The organism is Pontiella sulfatireligans (genome assembly GCF_900890705.1).
Lineage (GTDB): Bacteria > Verrucomicrobiota > Kiritimatiellia > Kiritimatiellales > Pontiellaceae > Pontiella > Pontiella sulfatireligans.
In genome coordinates this window covers 2,870,727-2,890,302 of the sequence record NZ_CAAHFH010000001.1, presented here as the reverse complement: position 1 = coordinate 2,890,302, position 19,576 = coordinate 2,870,727, and the positions used below count along the sequence as shown (strand labels likewise).

At 55.0% G+C, this 19,576-nt stretch carries 20 protein-coding genes; 14 read left to right on the top strand and 6 right to left on the bottom strand.

From position 1 onward, the window contains the following. Positions 1–35: 35 nt before the first annotated feature. Together SCARR_RS09870 and SCARR_RS09865 are read right to left on the bottom strand one after the other, a co-directional pair. Positions 36–1,682, bottom strand: a complete 1,647-nt coding sequence (locus tag SCARR_RS09870; RefSeq protein ID WP_168433199.1) for a sulfatase family protein — start codon at positions 1,680–1,682, stop codon at positions 36–38. Between the two features lie 284 nt (positions 1,683–1,966). After that, positions 1,967–2,998: an alpha-L-fucosidase gene (locus SCARR_RS09865; RefSeq protein ID WP_136061420.1), complete on the bottom strand. Its 1,032-nt coding sequence runs from the start codon at positions 2,996–2,998 to the stop codon at positions 1,967–1,969. A 224-nt stretch (positions 2,999–3,222) separates the two neighbouring features. Between SCARR_RS09865 and SCARR_RS09860 the strand changes: the two genes are divergently transcribed. Genes SCARR_RS09860 through SCARR_RS09850 form a run of 3 tightly spaced genes read left to right on the top strand, consistent with a single transcriptional unit; the run spans position 3,223 to position 7,662 of the window. Next, complete coding sequence (locus SCARR_RS09860) at positions 3,223–4,491, top strand: TolC family protein (RefSeq protein WP_168433197.1); 1,269 nt, start codon at positions 3,223–3,225, stop codon at positions 4,489–4,491. A gap of 1 nt (position 4,492) precedes the next feature. Continuing rightward, on the top strand, positions 4,493–5,704 hold the full coding sequence (locus SCARR_RS09855) for an efflux RND transporter periplasmic adaptor subunit (RefSeq protein WP_168433195.1): 1,212 nt from the start codon (positions 4,493–4,495) through the stop codon (positions 5,702–5,704). Next, positions 5,704–7,662, top strand: coding sequence for an ABC transporter permease (locus SCARR_RS09850; protein ID WP_136061417.1), 1,959 nt, complete (start codon positions 5,704–5,706; stop codon positions 7,660–7,662). Before SCARR_RS09855 ends, SCARR_RS09850 begins: the two co-directional genes overlap by 1 nt. Positions 7,663–7,667: 5 nt before the next feature. Here SCARR_RS09850 and SCARR_RS09845 read toward each other — a convergent pair whose 3' ends face one another. The 4 genes from SCARR_RS09845 to SCARR_RS09830 all read right to left on the bottom strand — a co-directional run bounded on the left by SCARR_RS09845 (position 7,668) and on the right by SCARR_RS09830 (position 11,827). Continuing rightward, positions 7,668–8,042, bottom strand: a complete 375-nt coding sequence (locus SCARR_RS09845) for a hypothetical protein (RefSeq protein ID WP_136061416.1) — start codon at positions 8,040–8,042, stop codon at positions 7,668–7,670. Between the two features lie 89 nt (positions 8,043–8,131). After that, entirely contained in the window at positions 8,132–9,043 is a 912-nt protein-coding gene (locus SCARR_RS09840) for a diacylglycerol/lipid kinase family protein (protein ID WP_136061415.1), read from the bottom strand. Positions 9,044–9,128: 85 nt separating this feature from the next. Then, positions 9,129–10,502, bottom strand: a complete 1,374-nt coding sequence (locus SCARR_RS09835) for a hypothetical protein (protein WP_136061414.1) — start codon at positions 10,500–10,502, stop codon at positions 9,129–9,131. Between the two features lie 41 nt (positions 10,503–10,543). After that, a complete protein-coding gene (locus SCARR_RS09830; protein ID WP_136061413.1) occupies positions 10,544–11,827 on the bottom strand; it encodes a lectin-like protein in 1,284 nt (427 codons plus the stop codon). Positions 11,828–12,678: 851 nt separating this feature from the next. Between SCARR_RS09830 and SCARR_RS09825 the strand changes: the two genes are divergently transcribed. The 11 genes from SCARR_RS09825 to SCARR_RS09775 all read left to right on the top strand — a co-directional run bounded on the left by SCARR_RS09825 (position 12,679) and on the right by SCARR_RS09775 (position 19,492). Next, complete coding sequence (locus tag SCARR_RS09825) at positions 12,679–13,041, top strand: NifB/NifX family molybdenum-iron cluster-binding protein (protein WP_136061412.1); 363 nt, start codon at positions 12,679–12,681, stop codon at positions 13,039–13,041. A gap of 50 nt (positions 13,042–13,091) precedes the next feature. Next, on the top strand, positions 13,092–13,514 hold the full coding sequence (locus tag SCARR_RS09820) for an iron-sulfur cluster assembly scaffold protein (RefSeq protein WP_168433193.1): 423 nt from the start codon (positions 13,092–13,094) through the stop codon (positions 13,512–13,514). Beyond that, the gene (locus tag SCARR_RS09815; protein WP_136061410.1) at positions 13,507–13,986 is read left to right on the top strand and encodes a PaaI family thioesterase; all 480 of its coding nucleotides are present in this window, start codon (positions 13,507–13,509) and stop codon (positions 13,984–13,986) included. The genes SCARR_RS09820 and SCARR_RS09815 overlap by 8 nt, the downstream gene beginning before the upstream one ends. Continuing rightward, a complete protein-coding gene (locus tag SCARR_RS09810) occupies positions 13,983–14,393 on the top strand; it encodes a DUF3795 domain-containing protein (RefSeq protein WP_168433191.1) in 411 nt (136 codons plus the stop codon). The genes SCARR_RS09815 and SCARR_RS09810 overlap by 4 nt, the downstream gene beginning before the upstream one ends. A 16-nt stretch (positions 14,394–14,409) precedes the next feature. Further along, a complete protein-coding gene (locus SCARR_RS09805; protein WP_136061408.1) occupies positions 14,410–15,312 on the top strand; it encodes an Mrp/NBP35 family ATP-binding protein in 903 nt (300 codons plus the stop codon). Then, positions 15,284–15,625 carry a NifB/NifX family molybdenum-iron cluster-binding protein gene (locus SCARR_RS09800; protein ID WP_136061407.1) on the top strand — a complete coding sequence of 114 codons (342 nt, stop codon included), beginning with the start codon at positions 15,284–15,286 and terminating at the stop codon, positions 15,623–15,625. The genes SCARR_RS09805 and SCARR_RS09800 overlap by 29 nt, the downstream gene beginning before the upstream one ends. Next, positions 15,615–16,484: an MBL fold metallo-hydrolase gene (locus tag SCARR_RS09795; RefSeq protein WP_168433190.1), complete on the top strand. Its 870-nt coding sequence runs from the start codon at positions 15,615–15,617 to the stop codon at positions 16,482–16,484. Before SCARR_RS09800 ends, SCARR_RS09795 begins: the two co-directional genes overlap by 11 nt. A 115-nt stretch (positions 16,485–16,599) precedes the next feature. Further along, complete coding sequence (locus tag SCARR_RS09790; RefSeq protein WP_136061405.1) at positions 16,600–16,956, top strand: hypothetical protein; 357 nt, start codon at positions 16,600–16,602, stop codon at positions 16,954–16,956. Between the two features lie 25 nt (positions 16,957–16,981). Next, positions 16,982–18,595: a hydroxylamine reductase gene (gene hcp, locus SCARR_RS09785; RefSeq protein ID WP_136062149.1), complete on the top strand. Its 1,614-nt coding sequence runs from the start codon at positions 16,982–16,984 to the stop codon at positions 18,593–18,595. 2 nt (positions 18,596–18,597) lie between these two features. Beyond that, positions 18,598–18,786: a ferredoxin gene (locus SCARR_RS09780; protein ID WP_136061404.1), complete on the top strand. Its 189-nt coding sequence runs from the start codon at positions 18,598–18,600 to the stop codon at positions 18,784–18,786. Between the two features lie 55 nt (positions 18,787–18,841). Further along, complete coding sequence (locus SCARR_RS09775; RefSeq protein WP_136061403.1) at positions 18,842–19,492, top strand: peroxiredoxin; 651 nt, start codon at positions 18,842–18,844, stop codon at positions 19,490–19,492. Positions 19,493–19,576: the final 84 nt, after the last annotated feature.

Sequence of the window (19,576 nt, the reverse complement as noted above, 5' to 3'; positions counted from 1 at the left end):
CATCGCAACGCGGCTGGAAGCTCGCGTCTACGCATTCAGCTTGAAGCGGGTTGCTTCACCAGCTCTTGCCACTTTTCTTTGCTCCAGCGGACGGGGGGAGTGAAGTCGGGCGTGCGTTTGAGATATTCCGTCTTCATGGCTTCGACGAGTTCGGGCATCTGGTCTGCCAGATCGCTGGTTTCGGCGGGATCCTGCTTTACATTGTAGAGTTCGATTTTCGGCGCTGCGCCTTCGGGCGCTTCAACGTAGAGATCCGGCTCGATGGTTCCGGTGAAGCGCAGGACATAGTCGCCCTTGGCGATAGCCCAGCCTCCCGGCGCCTTGTTGCGCTCGTCGTTCTTTGTTTTGAACGATTTGTTGATCATGAAGCCCCACGCTCGCGCATGAATTCCGGCCCAGACCAATTGTTCGCGCACCGGTGCGGTGTTTGTATCGGAAAGCAGGCCCAGCAGGCTTTTTGCCTTAAGGTTTTTCGGCGCGGCCAAGCCGGCGGCTTCGATGAAGGTGGGCAGGATGTCCATGCTTGAGACGAGCTGGTCGTTCTCGCCTTTAGCTTTGATGCCTTCGGGCCAATAGAACAGCAGGGGCACGCGGATGCCGCCTTGATAAAACATGCCTTTGTGTCCAGAAAAGGGGGCGTTGCCGGGAAGCACCGACGGTCCTCCGGACATGGCGCCGTTGTCGGACGTGAAGGCGATCAGCGTGTTTTCGAGCAAACCGTTTTTCTTCAGATAGTCGAGCAGACGCTGGATGTTTTGATCGACCGCGTTGATGTGCGCGTAGAAGTTCGAAAGGTTGTAGGACGGTGATCGGAACGAATTCCAGTACCGGTCGGGTGCGTTGGGTTCGAGGTAGTCGTGCACGGCGTGATAGTGGAGCTGAACGAAAAACGGCTTGTTTTTTCCGACCTGCTTCTGCATGAAGCCGAGCGCCTTGTCGGTGAAGACTTCGGTGTTGTAGCCCGTCTGCCGGCCGGCGTGTTCAAAATTTTCCCAGACGAGTGTCGAGTCATAGAACTGGCTGGCCCAGTTGTTGTAGCCGTAATAGTAGTCGAAGCCGTTGTTCAGCGGATTCTGCTCCTTGACCACGGAGCCGTAGTATCCTGCGTCCCACGCTTCGTTGTAGATTTCGGGATGCTGGTTGCGGAGCGCGCCCCACGAAAGGTTCTTTTCGATATTGCGGCGATCCAGCACGCTGCGGATGACCTGATAGTCGCGCTTGCCGACATGCCATTTTCCAATGTGCGCCGTTCCGTAGCCCGCGTTCTGGAGCTGGTGGGCGAGATGGGTGCCGGGTTTGATGCCGTCGCTTTCCACATCCATATTGGTGTACACGCCGGCCTTCTGCAGGCTGAGGCCGGTGGCGATGGCGAGACGCGAGGGTGCGCACAAGCTGCTGGGTGCATAGGCGCGGGTGAAGACGGCGCCGCTTTGGGCGAGGCGGTTGAGCGTCGGCATGGCGCGTTTGGAAAACTCGAGCGCCTGTTCGGGGGTGTAGTCTTGGCGCTGGGCGACCAGTTCCTTGAAGTAGGGATCGAACGCCTCGACGGTGAGTTGGCCGTTGTTGAACTGGCAATGCCCGACGCCGAGATCGTCCATCATGATGAACAGCAGGTTTGGGCGTTCTGCGGCAAATGCAGAAATGGACAAAACAGAAACAAAAAGCAGGGATTTAATCTTCATCATCATTCCTTGTTTAGTGAACGCTCTCGGAAGGAAAAGATTAGAGGCTTATCAACGGTCGGTCAAATCATACAAATGGTCAGGTAAGAAAATCGTCTTTGGACAGGGTTTGTCGTTTCGCCTTTGGGATCCCCACCGGGCAACCCCGGATTTTTCATGAACGGGATTGGAGGGCGAGGCTCTGTCCGAGCCAACCTGCCGAATGGCTCCGACAAAGCGTCGCCCTCCACCTTAAAATCGGAATCTACAAGGCGGCATGTCCGCAGAACCGTCTGAAGACGGGACTACGAGCCGGTTCTTTCAACGAGATCTATGTTTTTGCGCAGGCGCATGAGGGCGTCGATCCAGCGCTGCGGCATGCGGCCGCGTTGGTCCGGCGGGCAGTTGAGCAGAAAGTTGACGCCCCGGCTGGTGGTGGCCATGTACATGCCGAGCAGATCCTTGTCGTTGCGGACAGCGTCGTCCTCTTCGTAGAACCACTGGCGTCCGATGGTGTCGTTGGTTTCGCCGGGTATGTAGCGGGCTTTGCCGAGGATGTCCTTCCATTGGAAATAGTCCTGTTCGGCGTGGCCGTTGTAGGCGTTGGGAATGTTGCGCTCCATGGTCATGATGTCGGACGGCCAGGCAAAGGTCGGGTCGAATATGGTGCCGTTCTGGCAGGAGTGGTTGTAGGCGAAGAAGAGGTCCGGCTTCTTTTCCGTGACATGGTTGTAGTAGTTGATGCGCGCGTCGAGCGGGAGCACTTTGGGCATATCGGTCCAGAAGTAGTCGGGGTTGTAGGTGTCGAGCAGTTCGTCGGTCTGGTTCCACATGAATTCACGGAAGGCTTCGTTGGTGGTGGTCATGCCCTGGCCATACTCATTCCAGTCTTTGGTCACCTGGCGCCCAAACAGGTTGGTGTTGTCCCATGCGCAGTAGTAGAAGCCGACCTTCAGCCCTTTGGACCGGCAGGCCTCGGTGAATTCGCTGACGATGTCGGTGGTGTTTGCGCTGTTCTTTACGGAATAGTCGCCAAAGGCGCTGGGCCAAAGGGCGTGCCCGGCCACATGCTTGGTGGTGAGCACTGCATATTTCATCCCGGCGTCGCGTGCGACTGAAATCCATTCGTCCACGTTGAGATCGGTGGGTTGGTAGGTTTCGATTGGCTCGCAGGTGCTCAGCTCTTTTCCATCGAAGGTCGACATGCCCCAATGGATGAACATGCCGTATTTCCATGCTTCGAATTCCTTAAGCTTCTCGACGGAAAGACGTTGGCGACCGTCGACTTGCGCATCGACAAGTTTAATGTTGTTTTGGTCTGGAATGGGATCGGTCATTTTTGTCACTTTACGCACTAGTTGGAAGTCGGAAGGATAGAATGAGACAGGCGGAGGCGGATTGCGAAGGGCAATTCTATAAACATTATCAGAACTGTCACAATTCAGTGTTTCGTCCGGCTGGCCGAAAATGTTCAATGCTGCAATATTTGGCGGGATTTTTTTAAATAAACCATGCAATATTAGCACGCTAACTTGGTTCTATGGCTTTGAATGGAGACTTTATGAACAAAAGTGTGGTTGTTTTCATCTTTTTGGCCGTTGGTTTGGCGCAGGCCTCGACCAACGATTTTTTAACGTGGGAGGAATGCTTGGGGCGCACCAAGTCGTACAGTCCCGAGCTGATGTCGGCCCGGGCCGCGGTTCGCGAGCTTGAATACGGCGTGTCTTCGGCCAGCTCCGGCTTCCTGCCTTCCGTCACGGCTTCGGCGGGCGGCAGCTACAACGAATCGGAAAAAGACAACAAATGGGACGACGGCAAAAGCTCGACCGGCGCGATAACGTTGCAACAGGACCTTTTCAGCGGCGGCGGCAATCTGGCCAAGCGTAGGCGCGCCATGGCTCAGCTGGAGATTGGAGCCGAGCAGTACCGCAAGGCGCTTTCCGATGTCGAGCTGCGCGTGCGGGTGGCCTATGTCGATGTGCTTTATGCACAGGATCTGATCGAACTGACCCAAAAGATTGCCGAGCGGCGCGCCAACAACGTGCGGCTGATCCAGCTGCGGTTCGACGGCGGCCGCGAAAATGCCGGCTCGCTGGCGCGCAGCAAGGCGCAGCTCGCTCAGGCCGGCTTTGATGAGCGCGAGGCCCGCCGTGCGCTCGACTATGCGCTGCGCAACCTCGCCGCCGCCATGGGGCAGCTCGACCCGGTACCCGGCGCGCAGGGGGATCTGGCGGCGAAGAATCCCGACAACCTCGTCGACCTCAAGGGCTTGATGGAGCAGACCCCGAGCTACAGCATTGCCATCACCCAGATTGAAGCCGCCAAGCAGGGCGTGAAGGTCACGCGCAGCCAGCGTTTTCCCGATCTCCGTTTCACCGCCATCGCCTCCGCCAATAGTTCCGACTACGACAACTACAACGGCCGCTGGAGCGTGGGCCTCAACACCTCGATGCCCCTTTTCACCGGCAACCAGCTAAGCAGCGACATCGCCGCCGGCAAGGAAAAGGTTGTTCAGACGGAGATGGATTTGCTGGATACGGCCAATACGCTCATGGCCACCCTGCAGCAACGCTGGAACAGCTATATGGACTCCGTCGAAAGCGAGTCCGTGCAAAAGCAGCTGCTAGACGCGGAAATGCTGCGCGCCGAAATCTCGACGGCTAAATACAAGCAGGGGCTGCTTTCCTATGAAGACTGGGATATTATCGAGAGCAACCTGATCTCCCAGAGTCAAGCCCATCTCGCCCGCCGCCGTACAGCGGAAGCCGAGCAGGCGCGCTGGAAAAATGCACTGGGCTGGAGCGATTGGCACACACAACAAGGCGAATAATATGAAAAAAGCAATGAAATGGATTGTCGTACTGGCCGTGTTGGCCGGCGTTGGATATTGGTACTACAACGCCAAAGTCAAAAAAGTGGAAGAGGCCAAGCCCTCCTACGACCGCGCCAAGGTGGAGCGAAAAGATTTGCGAACCACGGTCGAATCGACCGGCGAGGTCGAACCGCGCAACCGGCTCGATGTCAAGCCGCCGATCGCGGGGCGCCTGGAAGAACTGTTGGTCGATGAAGGCGATTCGGTCGTCAAGGGTCAGATCTTGGGCTGGGTCAGCTCCACCGAACGTGCGACGCTGCTCGACGCCGCCTTGGCGGTCAGCAAGGACGAACTCGAGTACTGGGAAAATCTCTACAAGCCTTCGCCGCTGGTCTCTCCGATCAAGGGCACGGTGATTGCGCGCAATTTTGAGCCGGGGCAGTCGATCAGTGCCAACGATGCGGTGGTCGTGATTGCCGACGATCTGATTATTGTCGCGAACCTCGATGAAACTGATGTTGGCCAGGTTAAGAATGAACAGAGTGTGGAAGTGACGCTCGAGGCTTATCCGGACCGTGAATTCGCTGGCGTGGTGGAGAAGATTGCGTATGACGCAAAAACGGTCAGCAATGTCACGATGTATGAAGTGGATGTCCGGCCCGACCGCGTGCCTTCGTTTGTCCGCAGCGGCATGACGGCCAATCTTTTGTTTGTGATCGAGGAAAAAGAAGGGGCCCTTGTACTTCCTGCCTCGGCAATCATGGAGCAGGCGGACGCAAAAACCGCCTCTAAAACCGGCGGTAGGCCGGCCGGATCATCCGCATCCGGGGGGAGTGGAGGACGCCCGGATTTTTCGTCGATGTCTCCTGAAGAGCGGGCCCAGGCTATGACGCAGCGGATGAAAGAGCGCGGCATGTCTGATGCCGAAATCAAAGAGCGTTTGGCCCAGATGGCGGGGGGCGGCGGCCGTCCCGGCGGCAAAGGGGGAGCAAAGAAGGGCGCGGCCACGGTTTCATACGTCTTTGTTGCTTCCGGCAATCCAGACCAACCGGAACAGCTGGTCGTGAAGACGGGCATGACCGATGGTTCCTACACCGAAATTCTCGAAGGACTTGAAGAAGGCGATGAGGTTTTAATTCAGAAAATAAGCCTGGGTTCACGTAAATCATCGTCGTCGGGAAGCAGCCCGCTTATGCCCTCTATCGGTGGTGGTCGCGGGGGACCGCGGTAATGATCAAAATCGAAAATCTCCGCAAGACCTACCAAATGGGCGAGGTCGAGGTGCACGCGCTGGACGGCGTTTCGTTGACGGTCGAGCAGGGCGAATATGTGGCGATCATCGGTGCATCAGGGTCCGGCAAATCAACTCTGATGCATATTCTCGGCCTGCTCGATGTTCCAGACTCTGGAACGTTTGAGATCGACGGCACCGACGTTACAAAGTTTTCCGATACGGCTTTGGCGGCCTTCCGTAACCGGGTGATGGGTTTTGTTTTCCAGCAGTTTAATCTGTTGAAGCGGACGAGCGCATTGGAGAATGTCGGGCTTCCGCTGATCTATGCCCGCAATGGAAACAAAAACGAGGCCGCGAGCAAGATGCTGGAGCTGGTGGGGCTCGGCGAACGCATGTCGCACCACACCAACGAGCTGTCCGGCGGCCAGCAGCAACGTGTTGCGATCGCGCGCGCGCTGGTCAACAACCCTTCCATCATTTTTGCCGATGAACCGACGGGCAATCTCGATTCCAAGAGCGCCAAGGAAATCATGGAAGTGGTGAGCGAACTGCATGCCCGCGGCCTCACGATTATCTTGGTGACGCACGATTCCAATGTGGCCAGCCATGCACAGCGTATCATCGAGCTCAAAGACGGTAAAATCCTAAACGATTTTAAGAATCCTGATTCGCCCGAAATTCCAAGGGTTGGCAAAGTTGACAAGGCTGAGCCGGCGCACACCGGATTTGGCTTGCACTCTCTCACAGAAGGATTGGTTTTGGTGAAGCAATCCGTTCGTTCGCTGCTGGCGAATAAAGTGCGCACGGCGCTTTCCGCATTGGGCATCATGATTGGGGTGGCGGCGGTGATTGCCACGGTGGCGGTTGGCAACGGGGCCAAAGCGGCTGTTGAGGAGTCGATGAGCCGCCTTGGTTCCAACCTGTTAATGCTAATGCCGCAACGCCGCTCCCGCGGTGGTGTGCGGCAGGCGCAGGGCTCCTCGTCACGCATATCTCAGGCTGACGTGAAAGCCCTTGGCGATGAGGTGAATCACGTGCTGCGCATCAGCTCAACGGTGGATGGAAACGCGCAGCTTAAGGCGGGCAACCTGAACTGGAGCTGCCGCGTGCAAGGAGTGGATCCCGACTATGAATTAATGCGTTCCTATGAACCGCAGCTCGGCCGCTTCTTTACGGCAGAAGAAGACAATAACCGCGCTCGGGTGGCGGTGATTGGAGTAACGCCTGCACGTGAACTTTTTCAGGGACTTAATCCGGTGGGGCAGCAGATTAAGATTAACCGCCAGACTTTTACGGTGATCGGCGTGCTGCCTGAAAAAGGAAGCAGCGGCTTTAGGGACTATGACGATACCGCGTTTATTCCCGTTACGACGGCCATGCGCCGGCTGTTTGGCAAGGATTATGTCGACCGCGTTGAGATCCAGATTGACGATGCGAAGAACATGGAACGGGCGCAGACGGATATCATGACGCTCATGGCCGACCGGCATCGCACCGGCACGTCGGAAAATCCGTTCGAGATCCGGAATCTGGCGGAAATCCAGGACGCGGTTTCGGAAACGAGTAATATTATGTCGCTGCTGCTTTCGAGCATCGCTTCGATTGCACTGGTGGTCGGCGGCATTGGCATCATGAACATTATGCTCGTTTCAGTTACTGAGCGGACGCGCGAGATTGGTTTGCGCAAGGCACTTGGTGCACGGCGGAACGATATTATGTTGCAGTTTCTGATTGAGGCGCTGATCATCAGTTTCTTTGGCGGGTGCTTAGGCATTGGCCTCGGATCCGGTGTTGGTTATTTGGCCGAACGGTTCGCTGATATGCCGGTTGCTTTTACGCAGCACTCCATCTACATGGCCTTTGGCTTCTCCGCGTTGATTGGCATCGTGTTTGGCATCTGGCCGGCACGCAAGGCCGCATTGCTCAACCCGATTGAGGCGCTTCGCTATGAGTAAAGCCTTTAGTCCGGTGTGCCCCGACTGACGTTGACGGAAGACGGCATCCACAGTTCTGGAAACATGAGGACAAGAACGCCAACCACCACGATCCCTTTGGTCGCGAAGGAAATGACATTTTCTGACGCTTCGAGAGTGTAGTCGCAGAATTTGTTCAACGTGCGTGTCTCTACAAAGTATCCCGCTTCGTTGTCGAATTCGCTTTTTTCATAATGCACGCCGCGGCGCTGCAGCTCCTCTTCTGTAATTTGGCTTCCGGGAATCCACACCATTTCGCGCACCCCTTTCGGAGCGGTAGTGCAGGAGGTGCACAGCATGGTGAACAGGCTAATGGCCAGAATGGATGCGATGCAGGCTTTAGTTTCGTTTGCGAATTTCATTCCAGCCGCCTCCGATTATAAGGGCGAATCCTTGCCGGCAGATATAACGTTTCTGGATGGTTTGGCAAGTCTTGATTTGGAGAGGGGAATCATGTTGGGGATGCGGCGCAGACAAGCTCCAGAGCCAGCGGGCAGACGGTAAAGATCGCCGGGGTTGTTCCGAACCCTTCTCCGTCCAAATCCAGTATGGACGGCGGTTCGCTGTGCACCTCGATTTTGCGTCCGGTGAAATAGGAGACGCCGGGTTCGTTGATGTGCGTGCCCTTCGCAATGCGCCCCAGCTGCGTGATGATCTTGAAGGTGGATAGTGCAGGAATGATGGTCACATTCAATTCGCCGTCGTCGGTGACGGCTCCCGGGGAGAGGCGCATGCTGCCGCCGGCCACCCACTCGGCATTTCCGGCGACCACCAAGAAGGTGGGTCCGGCATATTCTTCGCCATCAACGCGCACGGTCATGCGGGGCGCCCGAAAGGTGAGCACCTCCAGCAGCGTGGCCAAGTAGTATGCACCGGTTGCCCCCAACACCCGCTTCATCCAAGGCTTTATTCGGAGTGTTGAGGAGAAGCCTGCATTTGCGAACAGGAAAGCATGCCGGTGTGCATTGCTCCCGTCCAGCGTTCCATCGACCCGCACGAGATCAAAGGAGCGGTGTTGCCCGCTGCGCAATGCGGCCGCGGCATCGGCGGGGGAGTGGATGCCTGCGTGCCGGGCAATGTCGTTGCCCGTGCCGCACGGAATGACGGCCAGTTTGGGTTTCGGCCCTGGACGGTCCATGATGCCGGAGATGACTTCGCCGACGGTGCCGTCGCCGCCCACGGCCGCGATGATTTTATAGTCCTCGCCCGCAGCCGCGATTTCGCGGGCGTGGCCAGGCCTTTCGGTGATGACGACGTGCGCCGGATCAATGGGATCCGCCCAGACCGCATTAAAAGCGCCCCAAGCCTTCATGCCCGCTCCGCCATGGCCTGCCGGGTTTATGATGTAGAGTATGTTGTCCATCGTTGCATTTCCTTTTCAAAAACTAGCATGTGAGCCGATGGCTTCCAAAGGATTCGGCGATCAAGTTTGCATCATACACCTCCAATTATTGTTTGATCGACACATCGCCGTCGTTGTGAATCAGTTTGCCTTCTTCAAGCTTCCCGATGGGACGACTCCTTCTTCCGGGAAATGTGAGAACGAGTGTGTTTCCTTCCACTACGGCGTAGGTGCCTTGCATTTCATGGCCTTTTGCATTGAGGAGGAATGAGCCGTTCGGTTTCAATTCAACGTAGCCGTTCTTGTCTATGTATTTGCCGAAATGACGCGGATCCGGTTTGTATGCCGCAATGGCTTCGTCCAGTCCTTCCTGCTCCTTCTGTTCATTTATTCTGGCTGTCAATCGTCCGAAGGCGAGTTCGGCGCAGTCTTCAACCGTTTTCGGTTTAAGTTTCCGATAGTCGTCATGATGGCTGTTGGCGATGTTGAAGTGGAGCCATACGCCTGACTTATCGCAAAGCACCAGATGAACATGGTGCACCGGAACGGTGACGTCCGCGAGCAGGGCATAGTCCGTGGCGGGAGGATGCTCTTTCAGGTATTTGCTGAAGTCGCGGGCGGAAGCCGCGATAATGGACGGCTGTCCCGGACTGTCCGGATCCCGCTTTGCAATCAGGCGGGTATCGGTTTCGGCAGCGAGGGCGGATTTAAAGATGCCCGCGTCGTTCAGTTTTTTTGCCAGAACCTCGGCTCCTGTCGCTGAACCGGCTGCCTGTTTCCAGATACGGAAGGGGTAGATGGTCAGCGTGGCTTCCTTGAACGATTCCTGCGCGGCTTCAAACCGGGCATCCATGGCTTCGTATTCCTCGACAGACGGCAGGCCTGACTCTTGCTGCATTCTTCTGGCAAAGGGACCTGATTTCCGGTTTTCCCAGTCGGGCTCCTTCAGGTCGGATGCGGAATGTACTGCATTGATCAGTCCCATCATTCCATGCATCGGGGAATACTCTTCCGGGAATTCGGTTTGTTCCTCGGACCATACAATCTGTCCGCTGGAATCGGCCAGCATGGCACAGCTCCTGATGATTCTCGGACCGTGTTTTGATCGACCGAGACGGAAGCGGGCAAAAAGACTGTAGTCCGACTCCACCTTTTTCGCTGCAAGGAACGTCCGGAACTTGTTTTCCATGGCGGCAAGGCTGTCTTCATCTGCAATCGAGTCGGGGCCTTCGGTCGAAATATCAGGATGCATGCCGTATTCCTCGATCAGCGCGGCCGTGTTTTTTCCGACCACAACGCCGAATTTCCACGAGCTGTCGCTATTCGGGGTTCCCTCTTTTTCCATCAGGACGGGATAAACCATCAGGGTTTTCCCGTGGAGCTGGAGTTTAGGTTCGGACTCGTCTGCCTTGCAGGTGAGTCCAACCATCGCTGCAAGCAGGGCTGCGAGAGTGATGCATTTTGTTTTTTTCATTTTCATTATTTTTCCTCCATGTTTAGTCGGGGCAGTTTTTTCGTGGCCTATCTGTTTCTTCCCATGCTCTGGCGCAGGAAGTTTGGTTTAAGGACCGAGACATCGGTGGTGGCCCATTGTTTGTTGCGGCTGATATTTTTGGGGGATGCGTATTCGCGCATGGCCCGGCTGCCGTTGGCCAGCGGAAGGTAGAGCCTGATCCAGACCCCGTGGACTTCTCCCCGGAGCTCATTGTTCGGGCCATATTCCTGCTGGCGCTTGAGCAGGATGACGGGCTCGGTGTCGATCTGCGTCTTTGCTCTTTCGGCAAGCGTGCCGATATCCAGCGTTCCGCATTTCACCCCTTGGCCAACCGACATCTTGTTGGCGTAGCTTGGCCGATCCTGTTCATAGTAGATGCAGTATTCGAGCTCCACATCTGGAAGGTCGGCGCCGATGCGGTTTTCGAGGAAGACTTCGTAGCCGATGCTTTCCATGGTCTGTTGTGCAAAGTTGTTGCCTTGGTTGTCGTGGACCGCCATCTCGCGGTCTTCGGCGCATTTCTTTTCCTTGGCGGAGATGCGGATGCGGTTTGGGGTGCAGAATTCCTTAATCAGGTGCCACTCGCGGACATAGGCCTGGTCGTTCGCCGACAGATGGGCCAAGTCGACTTTGCATGTGTGCTTGTTTTCCTTTTCAATCGTAACGGTGTCGTTGTTTGCGTTGTAGGTAATCACCCGTCCGCGGCAGCTTTTTCCATTCGCTCCGGTGAATTCATGCACCTCGAGCAACGGTTCCGTCACCAGCGTTTCTCGGGGCTCGGTTTGGGTTTCGCCCTTCTCGATGATGTAGCCGCGCACGGGGATGTCGTCCGGAATCTCGATGGTGTCGTTCCATTTGCCAAATCGCGCACCGCCCTTGCAGTAGAACTGGAGACAGTTTTCATCTTTGCCTTTCCAGCGTCCGGAAGGTTCCATCGGGGCCCAGCTTGCGAAGAAGAAATCCTCTCCCGTAACCCAGCGCCAGCCGCTGTCCGGCTCTCTCGCGCCTTTTCCCTGATAGCCGCCGAGCCAGGGACCAAAGTTGTCGAATCCCCCGATCGGAGTCCAAAAGCGATCCGAGTTGACGAGACGGAAGACAAACTTGTTTTCGTTTTCCGACGTGATGGTTGCCAGGTAGCCGCCATCTTTCTCTGCCTCGGCTTTGGCCTGGGACCAGCTGATGCCTTCCGGCACATGCACGGCCTTGTAGTAGTGTTCGTTGTGCGGGCAGTATGCATAATCGGATGTACCGGCTGTCGCGGCAATAGCCGTTGCGGCATTGAGTGTGATAATTGCCACTATCGTTTTCATGACGCACCTCCTGTGTTGTATCCGCTTTCCCTAAATGCATAGGGTGTGCCACGCCTTTGGAGGTGTCTGTAACCTGTTGTAAACAAAAGGATTGTGGGTGTGTTTAAATTTGTTTGCTGGGGCGTTAGGCAGTGAATGCTTTCTGGGCATGCATTTTATGCATATGCTTTGAGCTGGGATGGTTGCACGCGAGGCCTCCGGACTTCGTTTTCATCTCGCACCTCCATTTCTCTCAACCCCCTAATTGGGGATATACTCCAATTAGCAAGGTTTTCAAGGGTAAAGGAGGGTGCGTAAAGGCGTATTTATATGCCTGCTGGAGAGTGCTTTTTGAGGAGGCAGAAAAGAATTTTAATTCGATGCACATGTGGCGATTTTAGGGCGTCGGCCTCGGTATCCACAAAACCAAGCTTTTCCATAACATGAAGTCCTTGGGCATCCCGTCTGTCCACGCGGAAATAGACCAGCTCTCTTAGGATGCAATAATGCTACCCCATATATCCGACAAGGTTGCATTGTTGCAGTCTTCTTCCTGTGAGTCATTCCTCTTCGTTAAGTCTCAAATAGCATGTCTACAATGACTTATGTTGTCTGCTGGGGACCTGTTCGTCGTTGGCACCTTTGATGCGTCTAATGTTAGATAATGAAAGCATTATTTACAGAATGGCATGGATGGATCGCCCCCGTGTTCGATGTTGCCGGAACCGTATTGATGGTTGAATTAGAACGGTCTGGACACATGGGTGCACGACGGGTTGGAGTTGGCTCGCTATTCCATGCCGAGGTGCCGGCGCGGCCGGTGCCAACTCAGAGAGCACAGCCATAGAAACAATAACCAACAGGAGATCGTCATGAAAATTGCAATATCAACAGCAGGAATCAATCTGGATGCACCGGTCGATAGCCGTTTTGGCCGCGCACCAAAGTTTATTGTCTATAATTCGGACTTCGACACATTCCATGTGGAGAAAAACGAACAGAACTTGAACGCCGCACAAGGTGCCGGGATTCAGTCGGCGCTGCATTTATGCGATGAAAAGGTCGATTGTGTGATCACGGGAAACTGCGGTCCCAAGGCCTTCGAAACGTTGCGAGCCGCCAAGATCGACATATGCACCTGTGCGGCTTGCACCGTTGCCGATGCAATCGAAAAATATAAACACGGCGAACTGGTTTCCATATCCAAACCGAATGTCCAAGGCCATTGGGCTTAGCATGCTGTGATGGCGGGTTTATGTCAGGAAGGATGAACGAGGGAGAAGAGATGAACTTTGATTTGCTAGCCGCCGCCGAAGGGCGACCCCTGAACTACGGTTCGATGTTGCGTGCCTCGGCTTATGACCAGGTAACCGGGCCGTGCGGGGATACGCTTCAAATCTGGTTGAAAATCGCCGAGGGCAGAATTCAAAAAGCATCTTTTACTTCCGATGGCTGCGAAGATTCGGTGATTTGCTGCAGCACCGCCGTCCACATGGTGGAAGGCCTGCGGCTGGAAGAAGCCGCCGCGCTTTCGCAAGAGGAAATATTGGCCGAAGCCCCGCCGATCCGCAACGACCATCAGCATTGTGCGCTGCTTGTCGCCAATACCATCAAGAAGGCCGTCGAAGCCTACGCTGAGGCACCTGCAAAGGTTCCGTTCGGCCAACGCATGCAAACACTCTTCGGTAAGGATAAAAACCATGCCTGAGAACGGACATCGACACTGCCTGCTCTGCGGCGACCTGAATTCCGGATCGTTCGGGCTGAAGTTTACGCCCCATGACGATGGAGGCGTACGGGCGGTTTTCCATGGACATGAAGGACTCCAAGGCTACGACGGAATTCTTCACGGCGGTGTGATTGCCTCCCTGCTGGATTCGGCGATGACGCACTGCCTTTTCAAGAAAGGTGTGAAAGCGGTGACCGCCGACTTGAACGTTCGCTACAAACATTCCATTCCCTGCGGGGAACAGGTGGATGTGCAGGCGTGGCTTGTCAAATGCCATCCGCCGCTCTACTGCCTGAAGGCGAGTCTTTTGCTTGGCGGCCGCACCATGGCCCACGGCGAAGCACGGTTTATGCATATGCAGGAAGGGGACGCCAGGGTGTTTGGCGAAGCTTCCAACGATTCTTCCAAGAAAAACCTAACCCCCGAAATTCAACCCAAGGAGAAACCATGAAGACACAGAAGATGAACCGCAAGCAATTCGTTGGCTCCACCCTGCTAGCCGGCGGCGCATTGGCGCTCGTGGGATGCAAGGAGGAAAAAACCGCCGAAACCCAAGCCGACCAAGGTGCTTACTGCGGTCTCTATTGCGGTGCCTGCCCCAAATTCACCAACGGGGAATGCACCGGATGCAAGGGGCCGGAAGAAACCCTGGCGGCACACTGCAAGGAGTGCGAAATCCGCTCCTGCGCCGCAATGAAAGGCGTCAAGTCCTGCGCCGAATGCGCCGGATTTCCATGCCCCAAGACGGAAGCGTTTCACAACTCCGGAAATCCCAAGGGCGAAAAAGCGCTGGCCAACAGCAAAACCATCCAAGTCGTCGGCTATGAAAAGTGGCTGGCCGCGCAAGCCGTAAAATAAAAACGGGAGCAAATGAATGTCCGAAGGCATTGCAGCTAAACCGAACTCCAAGAAACAGCAGGAGGATAAGGCGAAAATCAACCGCCGGATGAGCCGGATCAGGCACAAGGTCATAGTGCTTTCCGGTAAAGGCGGCGTCGGGAAAAGCACGGTTGCTGTAAACCTGGCCGTATCACTGGCACAGTCGGGCAGGAGCGTTGGCTTGTTGGATGTCGATATTCATGGACCCAGCATTCCCATCATGCTCGGACTTGATGGGGTCTCGTTGAGCTCGAACGGAAAAACGTTTGAACCGATCTCCATCGGCAATTTGAAAGCCATGTCGATTGGCTTTCTGATCCAAAACGAGGACGAGGCCCTCATTTGGCGCGGCCCCATGAAGATGGGTGTCATAAAGCAACTTCTAGGCGATGTGGAGTGGGGCGAACTTGATTATCTGATTATCGATAACCCGCCCGGAACAGGCGATGAACCCCTCTCGATTTGCCAGCTTATCGAAAACCCCGATGGGGCCATCATCGTAACCACCCCGCAACGGGTGGCCGCAATAGATGTCCGCAAAGCGCTGACCTTTTGCCGGGAGTTGAAACTGCCGATTCTAGGCATTGTGGAAAACATGAGCGGTTTCTCCTGCCCCAAGTGCGGCGAGGTGGTGGAAATCTTCCCATCGGGCGGCGGCAGGAAAATTGCCGTGGATTTCAACGTCCCGTTCCTCGGTTCGTTGCCAATTGACCCTGCCATCGGCATCGCTTGCGATGCGGGAACTCCGTTCGTGCAACATTATGAACAAACTGAAACCGCCGGGAAATTTAAGGACATCATCGCCCCCATCCTCGCTCTCTCGGAAAGAGAGGCAACAGCAGGACAACAAACGAAAGAAGGAAGGATAAATGAAAATAGCCATACCTACAGCCAATAATAAACTCTGCATGCATTTTGGTCATTGTGAAGTATTCACAATGATTGATGCCGACCCTGAAACGGCCTCCATACAAACAACCACGCTCCTTGATCCGCCGCCTCACGAACCGGGGGTTCTCCCGCACTGGCTGGCCCAGCAAGGGGCGGAGATGATTATTGCAGGGGGAATGGGGCAGCAGGCTCAATCCCTGTTTGAAGAACAGAATATCAAGGTGGTCATCGGGGCGTCCGGAGAATTGACTCCGAATGAAGTTGTTACGGCCTACCTCAACAAAACGTTGGCAACCGGAGACAATATTTGTGACCACTAGCCCCGCAGTCAAAATTAGCATCCTAATGGATAATCGGGCCAAACCCGGTTTCCTTTCGGAACACGGCTTTGCAGTCTGGATTGAATCGGGCAATCAAAAGCTTCTTTTCGATGCCGGCGGCAGCGATGCGTTGACTCATAATGCCGAACGAATGGGCATCGATCTCTCAGCAGCCAATTATCTAGTGCTGAGCCACGGCCACTATGACCACACAGGATATGTGGCAGAACTGTTGAATCAGCATCCACACGTTAAAGTGTTGATGCACCCGAAAGCCACCCAGCAACGCTACAGTATCCATCCCGGCAAAGGACCTAAAGACATCTCCATGCCATCGGAGGCGGCGAGTGTGCTTCAGGCACATCCGTCCGATCAAAAAACCGTAACAGAAGAGCCGCATGAATTGTGGCCTTGGCTGGGCAGTTCCGGCGCGATTCCGCGCACGCATCCATTGGAAGATACCGGAGGGCCGTTTTTCATGGATGCCGAAGGGCGTGTGCCGGATCACATCGAAGATGACCTAGCCCTCTGGATCAAAACCCCAAGAGGGCTTGTGATTCTGACCGGCTGCTGCCATGCCGGACTCATCAATACCGTCGAACAGATCAAGACCGTGACAGGAGAGACTTCAATCTATGCCGTCATAGGCGGCCTGCATCTTAAGGCCGCAAAGGAACCCCGTATAGCGGCAACCCTCGATGCCCTGAAGCAATGGAACCCTGACTACCTCATTCCGTGCCATTGCACGGGAGACAACGTGATCGACATCCTGCAGCAGGAGCTCGGCTACTGCGTAAAACCGGGCCGTTCAGGCATGCAATTGATGATCAGCCCACAAATCAGCATGCTCACTGAATAGACAACTCCGGAAGGACACACATGAGCGAACAAAAAACAACGCTGCCACTCAAACCTACGGCTTTAATGAGTTTCAAGAAGACGGATGGTGAGCTGGCCAAGATTATCGGAAATTTTTGAAAGTGATTTGGAACAAGGAAAACCCGGCGATCGACCAGAAAACCAAGTACCTGTTCTCGCTGGCCAATGCGGTCGGGGGGCATCGTTGCCGGCAAGCCACGCGAGAACTCGTCAAGGCCTACGCCGACGGCGTGACCGTGGAGGAGCTCGACGAACTGTTCAGTCTGTTTGTCTGGAACCAGGGGGCGGGTCATTTTGCATCGGAGATTGCCCCGTCCCAATTATTTGCCGCTTATCAGCTGATCAAAACGCTTGAAGAAGCCGGGCAGTCCAGAACGTTTGCTGCAAAACAATTGCTTGAAAAATTCGGCGAAAAAACCCCGCAGGTTGCCATGCAGCGTGAATCCGTATAGTTACAACAAGGAACAATAAATGAGTATGTTTTGTTATCAATGTCAGGAAACAGCAAAAAACGAAGGCTGCACGATACGAGGGGTTTGCGGAAAAACAGAAGAGACCGCAAATCTGCAAGATTTGTTGATCCACGTGCTTAAAGGCATTTCAATCTGGGGCGAAAAGGCAGAAGGCGTTGACCGGAAAGCGGGGCGCTTCCTCATGGAGGCGCTTTTTGCAACCATCACCAATGCCAATTTCGACAACGAACGGATCGCCGATCTTATCAAAGAAGCCCTGGAAATCAGGGATGGCTTGAAAGTGGAAAGCAACGAGGAGCTGCACGATTCCGCAACGTGGACGGCAAACGACATGAACGCCTTTCTTGCAAAGGCAAAAGACGTCGGCGTTCTCGCAACCGAAAACGAAGACGTGCGCTCCCTGCGCGAGTTGACTATCTATGGACTCAAAGGGCTGGCCGCCTATGCCGAACATGCGTGCGTACTCGGATTCGAGGACGAGGCGCTCTACGCCTTCGCCATGGAAGCGCTTGCCTCTACCACCCGCGACCTTTCCGTTGATGAATTGATTGCTCTGGTCATGAAGACCGGCGAACTGGGCGTTAAAGCCATGGCGCTTCTCGACGAGGCCAACACAAAAACCTACGGCAATCCGGAAATAACCGAGGTCAATATCGGTGCCGGAAAAAATCCGGGAATCCTGATTTCCGGCCATGACCTGAAGGATATGGAAGAGCTGCTCGAACAAACGCAGGGAACGGGCGTCGATGTCTACACCCATGGAGAAATGCTGCCGGCAAACTATTATCCCGCATTCAAAAAGTTCGGACACTTTTTCGGCAACTACGGGAACGCCTGGTGGAAGCAAGGGAGCGAGTTCGACACCTTCAACGGACCGATTCTAATGACGACCAACTGCATTGTCCCCGTGAAAGAGGCCTATAAAGACCGAATTTTTACCACAAACACCGTGGGCTATCCCGGCGTGGCGCATATTGCCGACCGTCCGGAATCCGGGAAGAAGGACTTTTCAGCAATCATTGAGTTGGCCAAAACCTGTGCGTCTCCCAAAGAGATCGAGACCGGCACAATTACCGGCGGGTTTGCGCATCACCAGATCATGCAACTGGCCGACAAAGTCGTGGATGCCGTCAAATCCGGTGCCATTAAGCGTTTCATTGTGATGGCCGGATGCGATGGGCGCCACAAGACGCGCGACTATTACAAAGACGTGGCCGAAAACCTCCCGAAGGATACGGTTATTCTGACGGCGGGATGCGCGAAATACCGCTACAACAAACTGAATCTGGGCGATATTGGCGGAATCCCGCGCGTTCTTGATGCAGGCCAATGCAACGACTCCTATTCGCTGGCGGTTATTGCCATGAAGCTGCAGGACATATTCGAATTGGAGGACATCAACGATCTGCCGATTTCCTACGACATTGCATGGTATGAACAAAAAGCCGTCATCGTTTTGCTGGCCCTGCTCTTTCTTGGCGTCAAGGGCATACGCCTCGGCCCGACCCTGCCGGCATTCCTCTCGGAAAATGTTGCCAAAGTGTTGGTGGAAAAATTTAATATTAAACCCATCGGCGAAGTCGAAAGCGACATCGCCGCAATGATGAAAGGAGCCTGAAAATGAAAGCAACAGTTGATCCCGATCTATGTATCGGATGCGGCGTTTGCGAACAGATCTGCGACGCGGTTTTTGAAATGGACGACAACGTGGCAAAGGTTAAAGGCGCGGAGGTTCCGCCGGAAGCGGAAGCGAGTTGCCAGGAAGCGGCGGACGCCTGTCCCGTCGAAGCCATCACCATCGCGAAATAGTTGTTCCAACCCCTGGAACGTTCCAAAGGGTGGAAAGTCATAAAGGAGCAGTACAATGGAAGAAACAAAAATCAACATGCCACTGCTGGGTGATGTATTCCCGGAGCTCAACGTACAAACCACGCATGGCCCGATGAATATTCCCGGCGATCTGAAGGGATCCTGGTTTGTTCTGTTCAGCCATCCGGCGGATTTCACGCCGGTCTGCACAACGGAATTCGTCGCGTTTCAGAAACGGTTCGATCAATTTAAGGCACTCGACTGCAAGTTGGTCGGCATGTCGATCGACCAGGTGTTTTCGCACATCAAGTGGGTGCAGTGGATCAAAGACGAGCTGAAGGTCGATATCCAGTTCCCGATCGTGGCCGCCAACGATGCGGTTGCTCTCAAACTGGGCATGCTGCATCCGGGCAAGGGCACCAATACCGTGCGCGCCGTGTTCATTGTGGATCAGGAAAGCAAGGTTCGCCTGATCATGTATTATCCGCAGGAAGTCGGACGGAACATGGACGAAATCGTCCGAGCCGTAAAAGCGCTGCAGATTGCCGACGTACAAGGTGCGGTGGCGGCGGGCTGGCCCGACAACGAGCTGATCGGCGACCGGATAATCATTTCGCCAGCCAACAATATGGAAGAGGCGGGGAAGCGTCTGGAGCAGTACGAAGGATACGATTGGTGGTTCTGCCACAAGCCGTTGGAAAAATAAATTCGGCAAAGGCGATTCTACAGCCAGCGGGCCTGCGCCTCGTTAACGAGGCGCAGGCCAACTTTACCCCGGTTTGCGGGTGCT

What these genes read in the sequence shown, in the direction of transcription:
- SCARR_RS09840 (WP_136061415.1), bottom strand. Translation starts at nt 9,043, where the DNA reads ATGGACAACATACTCTACATCATAAACCCGGCAGGCCATGGCGGAGCG.
- SCARR_RS09820 (WP_168433193.1), top strand. Translation starts at nt 13,092, where the DNA reads ATGAACTTTGATTTGCTAGCCGCCGCCGAAGGGCGACCCCTGAACTAC.
- SCARR_RS09870 (WP_168433199.1), bottom strand. Translation starts at nt 1,682, where the DNA reads ATGAAGATTAAATCCCTGCTTTTTGTTTCTGTTTTGTCCATTTCTGCA.
- SCARR_RS09865 (WP_136061420.1), bottom strand. Translation starts at nt 2,998, where the DNA reads ATGACCGATCCCATTCCAGACCAAAACAACATTAAACTTGTCGATGCG.
- SCARR_RS09860 (WP_168433197.1), top strand. Translation starts at nt 3,223, where the DNA reads ATGAACAAAAGTGTGGTTGTTTTCATCTTTTTGGCCGTTGGTTTGGCG.
- SCARR_RS09810 (WP_168433191.1), top strand. Translation starts at nt 13,983, where the DNA reads ATGAAGACACAGAAGATGAACCGCAAGCAATTCGTTGGCTCCACCCTG.
- SCARR_RS09830 (WP_136061413.1), bottom strand. Translation starts at nt 11,827, where the DNA reads ATGAAAACGATAGTGGCAATTATCACACTCAATGCCGCAACGGCTATT.
- SCARR_RS09835 (WP_136061414.1), bottom strand. Translation starts at nt 10,502, where the DNA reads ATGAAAATGAAAAAAACAAAATGCATCACTCTCGCAGCCCTGCTTGCA.
- SCARR_RS09845 (WP_136061416.1), bottom strand. Translation starts at nt 8,042, where the DNA reads ATGAAATTCGCAAACGAAACTAAAGCCTGCATCGCATCCATTCTGGCC.
- SCARR_RS09815 (WP_136061410.1), top strand. Translation starts at nt 13,507, where the DNA reads ATGCCTGAGAACGGACATCGACACTGCCTGCTCTGCGGCGACCTGAAT.
- SCARR_RS09850 (WP_136061417.1), top strand. Translation starts at nt 5,704, where the DNA reads ATGATCAAAATCGAAAATCTCCGCAAGACCTACCAAATGGGCGAGGTC.
- SCARR_RS09805 (WP_136061408.1), top strand. Translation starts at nt 14,410, where the DNA reads ATGTCCGAAGGCATTGCAGCTAAACCGAACTCCAAGAAACAGCAGGAG.
- SCARR_RS09775 (WP_136061403.1), top strand. Translation starts at nt 18,842, where the DNA reads ATGGAAGAAACAAAAATCAACATGCCACTGCTGGGTGATGTATTCCCG.
- SCARR_RS09800 (WP_136061407.1), top strand. Translation starts at nt 15,284, where the DNA reads ATGAAAATAGCCATACCTACAGCCAATAATAAACTCTGCATGCATTTT.
- SCARR_RS09825 (WP_136061412.1), top strand. Translation starts at nt 12,679, where the DNA reads ATGAAAATTGCAATATCAACAGCAGGAATCAATCTGGATGCACCGGTC.
- hcp (WP_136062149.1), top strand. Translation starts at nt 16,982, where the DNA reads ATGTTTTGTTATCAATGTCAGGAAACAGCAAAAAACGAAGGCTGCACG.
- SCARR_RS09855 (WP_168433195.1), top strand. Translation starts at nt 4,493, where the DNA reads ATGAAAAAAGCAATGAAATGGATTGTCGTACTGGCCGTGTTGGCCGGC.
- SCARR_RS09780 (WP_136061404.1), top strand. Translation starts at nt 18,598, where the DNA reads ATGAAAGCAACAGTTGATCCCGATCTATGTATCGGATGCGGCGTTTGC.